The organism is Bacillus sp. 1NLA3E, from assembly GCF_000242895.2.
Lineage (GTDB): Bacteria > Bacillota > Bacilli > Bacillales > Cytobacillaceae > Bacillus_BU.
On record NC_021171.1, the window covers coordinates 4,446,484 to 4,459,931 of the forward strand.

Annotated in this window: 13 protein-coding genes; 8 read left to right on the forward strand and 5 right to left on the reverse strand. The window is 37.7% G+C overall.

Features of this window, described 5'->3' with window-relative positions; genetic code table 11:
- Window positions 1–130 precede the first annotated feature (130 nt).
- Entirely contained in the window at window positions 131–1,153 is a 1,023-nt protein-coding gene (gene galE / locus B1NLA3E_RS21315; RefSeq protein WP_015595889.1) for a UDP-glucose 4-epimerase GalE, read from the reverse strand.
- Between the two features lie 154 nt (window positions 1,154–1,307).
- Between galE and B1NLA3E_RS21320 the strand changes: the two genes are divergently transcribed.
- On the forward strand, window positions 1,308–2,102 hold the full coding sequence (locus B1NLA3E_RS21320) for a histidinol-phosphatase HisJ family protein (protein WP_041580771.1): 795 nt from the start codon (window positions 1,308–1,310) through the stop codon (window positions 2,100–2,102).
- A gap of 93 nt (window positions 2,103–2,195) precedes the next feature.
- The gene (locus B1NLA3E_RS21325) at window positions 2,196–2,393 is read left to right on the forward strand and encodes a YgaP family membrane protein (protein WP_015595891.1); all 198 of its coding nucleotides are present in this window, start codon (window positions 2,196–2,198) and stop codon (window positions 2,391–2,393) included.
- A gap of 95 nt (window positions 2,394–2,488) precedes the next feature.
- Here the strand turns inward: B1NLA3E_RS21325 and B1NLA3E_RS23425 are convergent, their stop codons facing one another.
- Window positions 2,489–3,028 carry a hypothetical protein gene (locus B1NLA3E_RS23425; protein ID WP_051120178.1) on the reverse strand — a complete coding sequence of 180 codons (540 nt, stop codon included), beginning with the start codon at window positions 3,026–3,028 and terminating at the stop codon, window positions 2,489–2,491.
- 171 nt (window positions 3,029–3,199) lie between these two features.
- Window positions 3,200–3,751 (reverse strand): DUF6155 family protein, encoded by a 552-nt coding sequence (locus B1NLA3E_RS21335; RefSeq protein ID WP_041580772.1) that lies wholly within the window; start codon window positions 3,749–3,751, stop codon window positions 3,200–3,202.
- An 89-nt stretch (window positions 3,752–3,840) separates the two neighbouring features.
- Here B1NLA3E_RS21335 and B1NLA3E_RS21340 point away from each other — a divergent pair, with 89 nt between their 5' ends.
- The 4 genes from B1NLA3E_RS21340 to B1NLA3E_RS21365 all read left to right on the forward strand — a co-directional run bounded on the left by B1NLA3E_RS21340 (window position 3,841) and on the right by B1NLA3E_RS21365 (window position 8,496).
- A complete protein-coding gene (locus tag B1NLA3E_RS21340; protein ID WP_015595894.1) occupies window positions 3,841–6,174 on the forward strand; it encodes a TOTE conflict system archaeo-eukaryotic primase domain-containing protein in 2,334 nt (777 codons plus the stop codon).
- A 600-nt stretch (window positions 6,175–6,774) separates the two neighbouring features.
- Window positions 6,775–7,368, forward strand: a complete 594-nt coding sequence (locus tag B1NLA3E_RS21350; protein ID WP_041580773.1) for an NADPH-dependent FMN reductase — start codon at window positions 6,775–6,777, stop codon at window positions 7,366–7,368.
- 269 nt (window positions 7,369–7,637) lie between these two features.
- On the forward strand, window positions 7,638–8,012 hold the full coding sequence (locus B1NLA3E_RS21360) for a hypothetical protein (RefSeq protein WP_015595897.1): 375 nt from the start codon (window positions 7,638–7,640) through the stop codon (window positions 8,010–8,012).
- A complete protein-coding gene (locus B1NLA3E_RS21365) occupies window positions 8,002–8,496 on the forward strand; it encodes a hypothetical protein (RefSeq protein WP_015595898.1) in 495 nt (164 codons plus the stop codon). Before B1NLA3E_RS21360 ends, B1NLA3E_RS21365 begins: the two co-directional genes overlap by 11 nt.
- Window positions 8,497–8,560: 64 nt before the next feature.
- On the opposite strand, the gene B1NLA3E_RS21370 is transcribed toward B1NLA3E_RS21365, so the two are convergent.
- Window positions 8,561–10,204, reverse strand: a complete 1,644-nt coding sequence (locus B1NLA3E_RS21370) for a hypothetical protein (protein WP_041580775.1) — start codon at window positions 10,202–10,204, stop codon at window positions 8,561–8,563.
- A gap of 2 nt (window positions 10,205–10,206) precedes the next feature.
- A complete protein-coding gene (locus B1NLA3E_RS21375) occupies window positions 10,207–10,989 on the reverse strand; it encodes an ABC transporter ATP-binding protein (RefSeq protein ID WP_015595900.1) in 783 nt (260 codons plus the stop codon).
- Between the two features lie 294 nt (window positions 10,990–11,283).
- On the opposite strand from B1NLA3E_RS21375, the gene B1NLA3E_RS21380 reads away from it, so the two are divergent.
- Together B1NLA3E_RS21380 and B1NLA3E_RS21385 are read left to right on the forward strand one after the other, a co-directional pair.
- The gene (locus tag B1NLA3E_RS21380; RefSeq protein WP_236619594.1) at window positions 11,284–11,892 is read left to right on the forward strand and encodes an acyl-CoA-like ligand-binding transcription factor; all 609 of its coding nucleotides are present in this window, start codon (window positions 11,284–11,286) and stop codon (window positions 11,890–11,892) included.
- 52 nt (window positions 11,893–11,944) lie between these two features.
- Window positions 11,945–13,408 (forward strand): MDR family MFS transporter, encoded by a 1,464-nt coding sequence (locus B1NLA3E_RS21385; protein ID WP_015595902.1) that lies wholly within the window; start codon window positions 11,945–11,947, stop codon window positions 13,406–13,408.
- The last annotated feature ends 40 nt before the right edge of the window (window positions 13,409–13,448 follow it).

Below are 13,448 nucleotides of genomic sequence, written 5' to 3' on the forward strand. Positions count from 1 at the left end.
CATTTAGCTGTGATGATCCATGTCCATACTTTTGCGAAAAAACCGGAGGGCCATCCTATGATGACCCTCCTCTATTTATAAAGTTATCCGTTTAAAAAATATTTTTGAGAATCCCGCACATGATTCTACTTTATTTCACCATTACGTCATAACCATTTGGATTCTTTTCCTGCCATCCCCATGAGTCACGGCACATGTCTTCTACTCCTCTTTCTGCCACCCAACCTAGTTCTGTTTTTGCTTTTGTTGGATCAGCATAACAGGAAGCTACGTCTCCTGGTCTTCTTGCAACAATTTTATATGGAATGTCTTTTCCTGCTGCCTTTTCAAAAGCGGAAACAAGCTCCAATACACTATAACCCGTTCCAGTACCGAGATTGTATGCATCCACCCCTGTTGTAGTCTTCACTTTCTCCAGCGCCTTTAAATGTCCCATCGCTAAGTCAACAACATGGATATAATCTCGGACCCCAGTTCCGTCAATCGTCGGATAGTCATTTCCAAACACCTGAAGCTCTTTTAACTTACCTACTGCTACTTGAGTAATATACGGCATTAAATTGTTAGGAATACCGTTTGGATCCTCGCCGATGCGACCACTTGCATGGGCACCAATTGGGTTAAAATAGCGTAATAAGGCAATACTCCAGCTATTATCAGAAATATATAAGTCTCTTAGAATTTCTTCGATCATCAGCTTGGTTCTTCCATAAGGGTTAGTTGCCCCAAGTGGGAAGTCCTCTGAAATTGGCATCCGTTCCGGCATTCCGTACACTGTTGCAGATGAGCTAAACACGATTTTCTTTACACCGTATTTTTGCATAATTTCGCAAAGAATAAGCGTTCCCGTAATATTATTATGATAATAATAAAGTGGAATCGAAACAGACTCTCCAACTGCCTTTAACCCTGCAAAATGGACGACCGCATCAATTTGGTTTTCGATAAACACTTTTTCCACATCGTCACGATTAAGTAAATCAACCTCATAGAATTTAATATCTTTTCCAGTGATCTCCTTAACCCGAGTCAACGATTCTTGCTTACTATTTGAAAAATTATCAAGAACAATAACCTCATTACCTGCACTTAATAATTCGACACATGTATGACTACCTATGTATCCTGCTCCACCCGTCACCAAAATTGCCATAATATCCTCCTACCTAATTACAAATTTTATAATATTTTATTCATCATATCTAAAAATGGATATGTCCGCAATGACCACTACCATTAGCGATTGGAAACTGAAGATGACACTAGGCACTGGAAGACGATATAATCCTCTAGAGGAGGCGCTTAGCTTGGATTTAATAGATTACCATCATCATACAAATAACTCCTTCGACTCAAGTGCCAACATGGAGGATATTTGCCGACTTGCCGTCGAAAAGCAAATAAAAGAGATTTGCTTCACCGAACATTTCTCAGTTAATCCACTTGTGCCAACTTATGGCCATCTGAATTTCGAAAAATATTTCACCGAAATAAATGATTGTCAAAAAAAATTTGCTGACAGCTTAGTCATAAGAGCAGGCATCGAACTTTGCGAACCCCATTTATTAATGGAAAAGTTCGCTATAGCGCTACAGCCGCAGAACATAGATTTCATCCTAGGTTCAGTCCATAACGTCAACAGCCAAAAGCTACGCGATGTTCTTAAAGAACATGGTACAAAGAGCTTTCAATTATATTTTGAAGAGCTTTATAAAATGGTTGCCATTGCTGACATTGATGTCATCGCCCATTTAGATTTAATCAACCGCTATGCTTTCTCAAAATTTGGGTTATATCCATTTCAAGAGTTACAAACATTAATCCGACAAATTTTAGAGAAGGCCATCGACAGGAATATTGGAATTGAAATCAATACTTCCGGACTCCATAGTGGATTGAAACAGACATTGCCATCGCTTGAGATTCTGAAGCTATATCATGATTTAGGCGGAGAGATATTAACAATCGGCTCTGATTCTCACTTTGTTGACACTGTAGGGGCCAACATTCGGGAGGCCTATTCTCTTGCAAGTGAATGTGGATTTAAGTATATTTTTAAATTTAATAAAAGATTAGCGACGCCTGTGGAGCTAAGATTATGAAATAATAGAAAAAAGTGAATAAGTGACTTAGTCACAGAAAATATTCACCTCTAAAGTTATCATAATATTTAAGAAATTATATTCTTTTAGGGGATGTTTACTTATGAAAAAAATGTAGGGGTAACAGATCGTATGATTCGTCTTGTTCTTGGGGTTCTTCTATTAGGATTATTCCTTCTCGAAGGTAACGTTAAATATTTTGGGTTACTAGGAGTTGTATTAATCTTAACTGCTGTAATCCGTTTTTGTCCGCTTTATCCTATATTTAAAATCAATACCTGCAAGAAATAGAGTGATAGGATTTAATGTAATAGGTACTATTTTAGGCTATCGATAAATCTCGATAGCCTTTTATATTATCGGGATAAATCAAGAATTAAAAATTGTTAAACCAATTTTCTAAGTTCTTTTATTTCCGTCTCGTTATTAATTGATCTATATGAAAGAAGTTCAATAAGTGATTGTTGCTTTTTTTGATTGACTTCAAGTGATTTAATGCTAACTCCTATGGAGTCCTCCAAGGCCTGATATTGCGCAGGAATACTAGAAATTTTCCGTTCGATGCTTTTTTGACCTTCTTCTAAACTTGATAGTCGAGTGTCAACATTGTCTAATCGAATATTTACTTCTTTAAACTGTTTTCCTACTTCTTTGAATTGACCATTTACTTCTTCAAATCGATTGTCGATTTCATTAAATCGTTTTCCTACTTCTACAAATCGATTGTCGATTTCATTAAATCGTTTTCCTACTTCTACAAATCGATTGTCGATTTCATTAAATCGTTTTTCTACTTCTTCAAACCGATTGTCGATTTTATTAAATCGTTTTCCTACCTCTTCGAATTGACTCTTAACATCATTTCGAAACTCTGATAACTCGTCCTTAATGACTTCGCGTAATAATTCTATTATTTCAGTACCCATCCCAATTCCTCCAATTTTAAAAATTATATCATTGAAAGAGCCTTCTTGGATGAAAAAAAATTTGCCAATACACAGAAACGAGAACATTAGTTCCTATTTTATTATATCCCACGGACTATAATCTGTCCAATTTTTATAAAAGAATTTCTTCCCTCGGAAATAATATACAATTTAATTTTCGTCTTCTTCATCATCAAGCCACTGCAAAGAATAATAACAATCACAAAAATAATCATGGAATCCCCAACCAACATCAACCGTGTCCCTAACTACTTTTTCCAATCTACCTGCAAAAGTATGATAATATTCTTCCTCATCATCACAAATAGAAACCACTTTTTCATACATATTTCCCACATTGGTATAAAAGCTTGCATCTATATCACCGTATGTGTTTGTGAATTCTACTCCTAATTCCACATAAAAAAGCATTAAGTCCACTGTTCTCTGTTTATCTCCAGTGGTTTGCTCAAAAGTTTTGATTGTCTTTTTAGCATCTGATAAGCGGAGTTTCCCGTGCCCTTTTTCAGGGAAAAATTCATTCTGAATCTGTTTCCTAGCAAAAGTAAACAATTCCTCAACTGCTTCGTCTCCAAGAAATTTGCTAGATAGATAATTTTGAACGTCCTTATTTATTTTAGACAACTCAACAATTAGTTGAATTAGTTCTGTTTGGTCGTATTCTTTTAAATGTCTCTTAAGTTCACTAATTTTAATTTTCATAACTTCCCCCAAAGTGTTATATGAATTGTTATCTGCATGAAAAATTGGTTACACTAGCATTATACATTAACTATTCGGAGAGATTAATAATGGAAAATAATCATAATTTAGAAGTAGTTTTAAATGAATGTGAGCGTTTGAAAAAGGAAAACCTTTATTTGAAAAATTTACTTTCAAAAATGATGAATCCTCAGGTTGTAAAAGAGAACCATTTTCCAGCTGAAAATATAGTTAGTAATTTTTCCACTGTCGAAGAAAAGGTTAAACTCTTTAAAAGTCTGTTTAAAGGAAGAACGGATGCTTATGCGCTTCGTTGGGAATCACAAAGCGGGCAGTCCGGCTACATACCCGCATGTGCCAATGAGTGGAAAAAACCAATTTGCTTAAAACCAAAGATTAAATGCTCTGAATGCCAAAATCGCAAATTATTGCCAGTAACTGTTCAAACGATGTATGACCATTTAAGTGGTAAGAGAGTAATCGGATTATACCCTTTGCAAAAGGATGAATCTTGCTCTTTTTTAGCCTTGGACTTTGACAAAGATAATTGGCGTGAGGATGTATTAGCACTCGTAGAGATTTGCAAGGAATACGAAATCCCCTTTAATATTGAGAGATCGCGCTCCGGCCAAGGTGCGCATGTTTGGATTTTCTTTTCTGAGAATATTCCTGCCATTACTGCCAGAAAGCTAGGTATGGGAATTATAGGAAAGACCTTGGAAAAGCGTCATGAAATTGGGATGGATTCATATGACCGTATGTTCCCAAATCAAGATACGTTACCAAAGGGTGGCTTCGGAAATTTAATCGCCTTACCTTTGCAATATTTTGCACGGAAAAATAGTAATAGTGTATTTGTGGATGAAACTTTTGTTCCATTTCCTGATCAGTGGATGTATTTATCTTCCGTACAGAAGCTTTCAAAAAAACAAATCTACTTACTTCTCAATAAAATGGAGAACACTTCATTACCTATACAATTAGTGAATGGACCTCTTCCAAAGAAAATCACAATTGTAATTAAAAACGGTCTTTATTTTAAGAAAGAACGACTGCCATCTTCCATTATCGTAAAAATGATCGAGCTTGCTTCAATTAATAACCCAGAGTTTTACAAAGCACAGGCCAAAAGATTCTCTACATTTGGACTTCAACGCATCATCAATTGTTCATGGGAGGATTCTGAGCATCTTATCCTTCCAAGGGGTTGTTTGGAGGATGTGATTAAGCTAATTAAGGAGTGGAAAATCGAGATAGAGGTACAAGATTTACGATATGAAGGAGAAAAACTTGAGGTTGATTTTAATGGAACGCTAGCACCACTTCAAGAGCAAGCTGTTTCGAACATACTTGAACATGCTAATGGATTACTTTCAGCGACAACTGGTTTTGGAAAAACTGTCATAGCAGCAGATATCATCTCCAAGAGGAAAATTAATACATTAATTCTCGTGCACCGAACCCAGTTACAGAAGCAATGGGTTGCATCGTTGTCATCCTTTCTAAATATTCCTTCAAAAGAAATTGGTCAAATTGGTGGAGGGAAGCAGAAAATAACTGGGAAGATTGATGTCGCAACGATACAAAGTTTACTTACAAATGGACAATTAAAATCCTTTTTAACACTGTATGGTCAAATAATAATTGATGAATGCCATCATGTTTCGGCGTTTAGCTTTGAAAAGGTGCTGAAACAGCTACGTGCAAAGTATATTTTAGGATTAACTGCTACACCAATACGAAGAGACGGTCTGCACCCAATTATTTTCATGCAATGTGGGCCAATTCGGTATAAAGTGGATGCAAAAACCCAGGCAAAGGTTCGTCCATTTACCCATCGGCTAATTTCAAAAACCACTGTATTTAGAACAAATGAAACAGACATTAAAGACATCTTTCATGCATTATCTAATGACGAAAACAGAAATCAACATTTATTTGATGATGTGCTTAACGAACTTGATCAAGGCCGTTCGCCAATTATACTTACTGAGCGAATAGAACACTTAGAAAAGCTAAGAATGATGTTTAAAGGATTTGCAAAAAATATCATCATTCTCACGGGGCACACGAGCAAAAAAGAGCGGATAAAGGAACTTGAAAGGTTAGCCAAAATACCTGACAGCGAGGAACGATTAGTGATTGCTACAGGAAAATATATTGGTGAAGGGTTTGATGATGCTCGTTTAGATACATTATTTCTTGCCATGCCTATTTCCTGGAAAGGTACATTACAACAATATATAGGTAGGCTACACAGAATTCATTCAAACAAAACCGAAGTAAGAGTGTATGATTACGTCGATCAAAAGGTTCCCCTATTACTGAAAATGTTCGAAAAAAGATTGCCAGGCTATAAATCAATGGGCTATGTTATCGAACAAAAGGATATAGATCCAACGGAGCAGATGAAGTTGTTTTAAATAAAGGCTGTTTTCACAAAGACTGTTGTTTTTCGAACAAATTTAAATATTTTCACCTTGGAACCTCGGATTTTGGGCATCACAGCATCCCTTTGATTCCCGTTTTTCCGCGGCTCCTGAATTTTGGGCACAATTACGCTTCTCTCTTTCCCATTTTTCCGCGCCCCCTGATTTTTAGGCACAATTACGCTTCTTTCTTTCCCATTTTTCCGCGGCCCCCGATTTTTGGGCACGATTACGCCTCTTTCTTTCCCTTTTTTCCGCGCCCCCCGAATTTTGGGCACAATTACGCCTCTTTCTTTCCCTTTTTTCTGCGACTCCTGAATTTTGGGCATTTCTTCCCCATTTTTTCGCGGCTCCTTGATTCACCTTGTACTAAGTTTTACAGCACCCTTTTACGGATGGCGAATTAACCCGAATCATTTCGGTTGACATATTTTGTTCAATATTATAATATTATCTTGAATTAAGAATATCTTAATCAAATATACTTTAATTAGAGATTTTTATTTTTGAGGTAGCGGATTTTTGCAATTCAAGAATTGTTTCCTCATTAATGATGATTTCATTTTCAAAAGAATGTTACAGGTGGTGTGTGTTTTGGGTTTTTTGGATAAATTATTCGGTAGAACTACTGAGGAGGAAAAAACAATGACAAAATTGAACATTGGTATTATTTTAGGAAGCACTCGTCAAGGACGTGTTAGTCCACAAGTAGGAGAATGGGTAAAGGGAATTGCCGACAAGCGAGGCGATGCAAATTACGAAATCGTCGATATCGCTGACTTCAATTTGCCATTTGTATTTACTACTGCTGGTGATGAACCAGGAATTAAAGCATGGTCAGAAAAACTTTCTAGCCTTGATGGTTTCGTATTTATTGTTCAAGAATATAACCACAGTATTACTGGTGCTTTGAAAAATGCTCTTGATACAGCACGGGATGAATGGAACAATAAGGCAGCCGGCATCGTTAGCTACGGTTCAACTGGTGGCGCTCGAGCAGCTGAACATTTGCGTGGAATCTTAGGAGAATTACAAGTAGCTGATGTACGTGTTCATCCAACCTTGTCATTATTTACTGATTTTGAAAACGGCAGTGCTTTCAAGCCAGCTGATTTGCATCTAAATAATGTTACCGCCATGCTTGATCAAGTTATCGCATGGAGCGGAGCTTTGAAAACATTAAGATAAGTTCTAGTTTTTTTAAAAAAATTCTTCAATCTGGCTTCCAATTTGGATGCCAGATTTTTTATGCTTACGGGAAAATTTTGCTTTCAATAAACATGCCGAATTTTTCCGTAAAAATGGTGGTAGCGCCTGATGTTCCTGATTTTTATATTGGGGGAATGGCAGAAAAACCGTGACTATTGTCGTGTTTTGATGTTTTTAGTCGAATTCTTGGGTGAATCTATGTATAATAGATTCTTGTAACAAAAGAATCAAGTGGGAGATGGTTAAGTATGATGGAATGGACATTAGCCATTTTATTTGGTGCAGCAGTCGTGCTGCTCATTTTGTCGTTTGTTAAAACGGCACAAGCATCAAAAGAAGCTGAAAAACAACTAGATCAGTTTTCCTTTTCTCTTATGGAAGAAGTAACAAAACTGCAAGAGAAAGTTCGAAACCTCGAGCTAGACGCTGAAATTACAGCCCAAGAAGTCGAGATTTCTACGGACCGACTCCTGACTCGCGAGGCACTCGATTTGCATAGACGCGGGTACTCATTTGAAAGCATTGCCACAAAAAAACAGCTGACTACGGATGAGATAGAGAAATTACTTTCACCTTACATCAAACCAAAGGTTGAAAGGACTGAAAAAAACGATGACATCTAATCCGATCCGCACCTTTGCCGCAGGACTTTTGGTTGCGACTAGTATATTTGGTGCCGTATATTTCTCTGGCTCAAATACTAATGAGACAAAAACAACTACAGAAAAGATATCAGAAAAAGAGATGAAAACCACGTTATCTTCAGCAGGTTATGTCATCCATACAAAAGAAGAATGGAATAAGCAGCTTTCTGCAGTTAAGGATGCTGAAAAGAAGGCTGCTGAGACTGCCAATAAAGATAATGAACAAAAACCAACAGAGCCCACTGAAAAAGATGTGTATCGCATGATGCTGACCGTTTCAGATGGTATGACCAGTATTGAGGTTGGTAATGCACTCGTTTCGGGGCACATCATTGAGATTAGTGCATTCGATTTCTCTAAGGTAGTTGAATCAAAGGGCGTAGAGAATAAGTTACAACTAGGTACGTATGAAGTCCAAAGTGGGATGACCACTGACGAAATTATCGCCAACATCTTTAAATAAACATAAAAAAATGCAGTCGCGACTACGGCTGCATTTTTTTACCTTTAATCTGGTGGCTGAATACTCAAGAATTTTCCCAAGAAATTTTAAACGCAATTTTCCATACGGAGAAAACCGTAACACCCATCAACAGAAGGTACACTAATAATCCCCACGATACCAAAGTACTAACAAAGTGAAGACCCACGAAGGCTGGAAGGAACAGGATGAGGAGAAAAGTTTTCCACGTCCCACTTTGTTGCATTCCCTCAAAGGATTCTGAGAAAGGTAATGATTTTTTAAAAAATAAAAAACAAATCACTACATAAAAACAGGCATTAAAAAAGGCAACAACAAGGTCTGGCATAATTCTCACTCCAAAAATGCCAATAAAAATTAAGCTAAGAAAAAGGTAAAGAGGTAAAAAAAGCTTCATAATAAAGGCTTTCATCGTTCCACTAAAAATTGGTTTCAAATCTTTGATAGGTGCTACTTTATAAATCCAAGCACCTTTATATGTACCAGAGAATTTCAGCATCATCACAACGGTAGGAATGATGATCAAGCTAAAATAAATATTTAAATAAGATTTGCCTGAAGACATATTTTCAAAGGAATCCGTACCAATATTATTCATGATCATGATCAAAGGTAGGATTAATGAAAATCCTAATGAAGGATAAACCTTTAGCTTAAAATCACGTTCATGTTTCATCATCAAACTGGCAAAGCGGAAAAAGGTTCGCTCCTCTTTCGTAGTGCATAATCTATTTAACAGCCATTCTCCTAGTCTTTTCCGCTTTTCGACCTTCCCTTTGCCATGTGTGGCCAACTTGACTAGATTTCTTTCAAATGATGGGATTAATCTTAGGTAGATCGCAAACGAAATCAGTGGAACCACAATCCCACAAAATGATAATAACGCATAAAAATTGCTGAAGTGCCCGTTCATCACAAGATCAACGCTAGCCCCATACCACATTGGAAAAATAAATACTTGCCACCATTTCGGTTCCAAAACAATATTTAGGTCTACTAACTGAAAGGATCGCACCAGCAACTGGTAACCGATCATCATCGCAAATGATAGGCCAATTTGTACATAATTAATAAGGTCCTTCAGCTTTTCACCATCAAAGTATTTTAAAATAAACATATAAAGTAAAGCGGTAAAAACAAGCACAAATAAATTAATCATGATAACAGAAACAGCAGAAATAAGGAAAAATAGAATGCCGTTTTTGACCAGTCCAACGATTAATGGAATTCCAATTATTGAAATTGACAGGAAAAATAAATAAATCGAAACATGAATCATTTTCGCTGTACTAATCGTTTTTTTATCTATCGGTTTTGGATGAAGAATATTTCGATCACGAATATCAAGTAACACAGAAGAAAAGTCTGAAATCATCGATGTCAACTCCAGAAACATTAGAATTCCAAAAACAAGGCTCATTTGAAAGAAGTAATTGTCCCCCATTATAATGAGTGGAATGGTGAATAAGCCAAAAAATACGAAAATCCAAAGTGATTTTAGATATTGATTTCCGCTTGTCCCATCTTTTCTCTTTTTCTTTGCTTGCTGACTAAAAATGGTCGGTACCCGTCGTTGATCCATTAGCAGCTTAATCTGTAAGATTTTCCTCATCAATATGTAATCAACACCAAAACGCTCAAAAACAACTTTAAACCGATCTAACAGTTTCAGTGTGGTGAAGTCCTTCATCACTACACCTCTTCCACTACTGAAACAAATTGTTTACCTATATCTTTATGCTCACTAAACCCCGTCAATTGGTTAAAAATCGCCTCCAAGGAGCCTTGGTGATTCTGTAATTTTAACTCAGAAAAAGTACCGTCAGCAGCAATTTTTCCATCATTAAGCAAAATGATCCGGCTGCTTATTTTTTCAACCACATCCATAATATGTGAGGAATAGAAGATCGTCTTCCCATTTGCAGCTAACGTCGCTAAGATTTCTTTGAAAATCATCACGCTGTTGGCATCCAAGCCATTGATCGGCTCATCGAAAAATAACAACTCGGGATTATGTAATAAACTAGAAATGATTAACAGCTTCTGGCGCATCCCCTTCGAGTACGAGGCAATCCTTGAATGATACACATCGCCAATTCCAAACAATTCCATGAGCCGTTTCGCTTTGTAATCAACAAGATCAAACCTCAATCCGTACAATTCGCCGATAAACGTTAAATACTCGTGTGCAGTCAGATTATCATAAACCTCTGCCATCTCAGGAACATAACCAATCTTCCTCTTGTACTCGATATCTCCAGTGGAAATGTCCTTCCCAAATATTTTCACTTCACCAGAATATCCTTCTTCAATCCCCAGCATGATCTTTACAGTCGTACTTTTCCCAGCTCCATTCGGGCCGATATAACCAATAATTTGCCCGCGGTCCACCTGAAACGAAACTCCATTAAGGACATCTTTATTACCATAACTTTTCTTTAAATCTTTGATTGTTAAAATTTCTTCCCCACTCATCAGCTTCATCTCCACCAATAGCATTAATATATTCATAGTTTAGCATTAAACTGATCGCGCTTCATCCATTATTTGTTAATTGCATATAAGACGGTGGCAATGATTTCACAAAAGTTGACAGTTACTATCATTTGGTGTTTAATATCATTTTACAGTCTGTTTCATAATAGCATTTCACACATCTCAGATAAGATATCACCATATAATTATTCTATTGAGGATTTTCTAGAAGGTGGATGCTGAAGCGGAATAATGCGGTAACAGTGGTCACACCCAAAATAGGTGAATTGGGAGATGAACAAATTGAATTCAGGTTGTCCACAACAAATGAGTTTACGAGAGCGAAAAAAGGCCAAAACGAGAGCTGCTATCCAGCAGCATGCCTTGCGATTATTTCAGGAGCACGGATACAGTGCCACGAGTGTGGAACAGATTACGGATGCGGCAGAAATCTCACCGAGCACCTTTTTCCGTTATTTTCCAACTAAAGAGGATGTTGTTCTTAACGATGAGTTTGACGCGCGTTTCATTGAAGCGTTTAATGCTGAGCCCGCTGATATCAGCCCGATCAAGGCCATGCGCCACTCGATAAAAATCGTTTATGCCAATATGTCACCTGCTGAAAGAATTTCGGAACAGGAGCGATCAAAACTGATATTCACTGTTCCAGAGCTGCGTTCTGCCTATATGAGCAACCTAACTGATCTGTTGCGAATGATTAGTGATGTGGTCGCAAAACGAGTTAATCGTGATCCGAACACATTAGCGGTTCGAACGTTTGCAGGGGCTTTGATGGGAGTTGCCCTTTCGGTTATTTTTACCCAAACAGAAAACCCAGATCTGGATACCTTCACCTTAATGGATGAAGCCTTCAGCTACTTGGAGGACGGACTCCCGCTGTGAGGTTTTCTATCCATCAATGAAATGATGACTAAGAATGAATGGAGATGTACGAATGTCAAATAAAGAACTTAATGAAATACCTTTTTCCTTAAAAGCAATTATTGGTCCGTTAATGGCCGTCATTGTCGGAATGATTATGGTTATTCTTGACAGTACGATTATGAATGTAGCATTACCTGGATTGATCAAGGATTTTGGTAGTACGGTTTCGACTATGCAATGGGCAATAACAGGATATACGCTTGCCCTATCTGCAGTTATTCCGTTAGCTGGATGGATGACGGATCGCTTTGGTGCGAAAAGAATTTTCCTGACTACAATTATATTATTTACACTTGGATCGCTGTTATGTTCCATTGCCCAATCACCGGTTCAATTAATTACTTTCCGAGTTATCCAAGGACTTGGTGGCGGTATGGTTGCTCCGATTGGGATGGCAATCGTCTTCCGTATTGCTCCTCCAGGGAAGGTTGGCTCTATAATGGGAATGTTAGGCATTCCGATGCTTCTAGCCCCGGCGCTTGGTCCAGTAATATCTGGTTATTTGATTGAATACGTTTCATGGCATTGGATTTTCCTTATTAATTTACCGATTGGGATCCTTGCTGTTTTCATTGGAATGCGCTTCTTGCCAAAATTCGATCGAAAAACTGTGCCGTCCCTTGATATTTTGGGAATCATCCTCGCTCCAATTGCATTTTCTATGCTTGCTTTCGGAATCAGTGAGGGAGGAAAAAGCTGGTCATCCACTGAAACGTTGACTGGGCTTATTGTTGGGGGCGTAGCACTACTGTTATTTATTATTGTAGAGCTTCGTCAAAAACAACCGCTGTTAGAACTGAAAGTATTCGGCTCTGGAGATTTTACGCGTGGTATCTTGATTGCGTGGATTTCTCAAATTGCTTTATTTGGTGCTATTCTACTTGTACCGTTGTACTTACAGACCGTCAAAGGATATGGTTCATTCCATACAGGATTATTGCTGTTACCACAAGCCTTGGCATCTGCGGTTATGATGCCTATTGGCGGACGACTGTTTGATAAATTAGGGGCTCGACCTATGGCGATTGGTGGATTGACTATTATTACCAGTGCATTATATATGCTTTCACAAATTACACCGACTACAAGCAATGGATATGTGATGACTGCACTAGCGATGATGGGTGGAGGAATGGGCTTTTCGATGATGTCGATCAATACTCATGTTCTACAAGCGGCACCACGTAATTTAGTGAGTCGTGTCACCCCACTTACGACGGCTGCCCAACAAGTAATGGTTTCGTTTGCTGTGGCAGGTATGACTGGGTTCCTTACTTCTAGAATTGAAGACCAAATGCCTACGGCGACGAGTCCCATTAATGCAATGGTAGCTGGCTATGGTGACACATTCCTACTTGCTGCTGGTATTGCTGCATTTGGGGCGATATTAAGTTTAATTTTAAGAAGACCAAAAACAGAACCTGAGGATTTGGGTAAAAAAAGCACAACAAATCCAGCTATGGTGACACATTAATTAGGTTTTAAAAAAAGAAGAAGCAAAGTTTCCTAACTGA

Coding starts and splice junctions, on each gene's coding strand:
- galE (WP_015595889.1), bottom strand. CDS start 1,153: ATGGCAATTTTGGTGACGGGTGGAGCAGGATACATAGGTAGTCATACA.
- B1NLA3E_RS21325 (WP_015595891.1), top strand. CDS start 2,196: ATGTTTACTTATGAAAAAAATGTAGGGGTAACAGATCGTATGATTCGT.
- B1NLA3E_RS23425 (WP_051120178.1), bottom strand. CDS start 3,028: ATGGGTACTGAAATAATAGAATTATTACGCGAAGTCATTAAGGACGAG.
- B1NLA3E_RS21335 (WP_041580772.1), bottom strand. CDS start 3,751: ATGAAAATTAAAATTAGTGAACTTAAGAGACATTTAAAAGAATACGAC.
- B1NLA3E_RS21340 (WP_015595894.1), top strand. CDS start 3,841: ATGGAAAATAATCATAATTTAGAAGTAGTTTTAAATGAATGTGAGCGT.
- B1NLA3E_RS21360 (WP_015595897.1), top strand. CDS start 7,638: ATGATGGAATGGACATTAGCCATTTTATTTGGTGCAGCAGTCGTGCTG.
- B1NLA3E_RS21365 (WP_015595898.1), top strand. CDS start 8,002: ATGACATCTAATCCGATCCGCACCTTTGCCGCAGGACTTTTGGTTGCG.
- B1NLA3E_RS21370 (WP_041580775.1), bottom strand. CDS start 10,204: ATGAAGGACTTCACCACACTGAAACTGTTAGATCGGTTTAAAGTTGTT.
- B1NLA3E_RS21375 (WP_015595900.1), bottom strand. CDS start 10,989: ATGAGTGGGGAAGAAATTTTAACAATCAAAGATTTAAAGAAAAGTTAT.
- B1NLA3E_RS21380 (WP_236619594.1), top strand. CDS start 11,284: ATGAACAAATTGAATTCAGGTTGTCCACAACAAATGAGTTTACGAGAG.
- B1NLA3E_RS21385 (WP_015595902.1), top strand. CDS start 11,945: ATGTCAAATAAAGAACTTAATGAAATACCTTTTTCCTTAAAAGCAATT.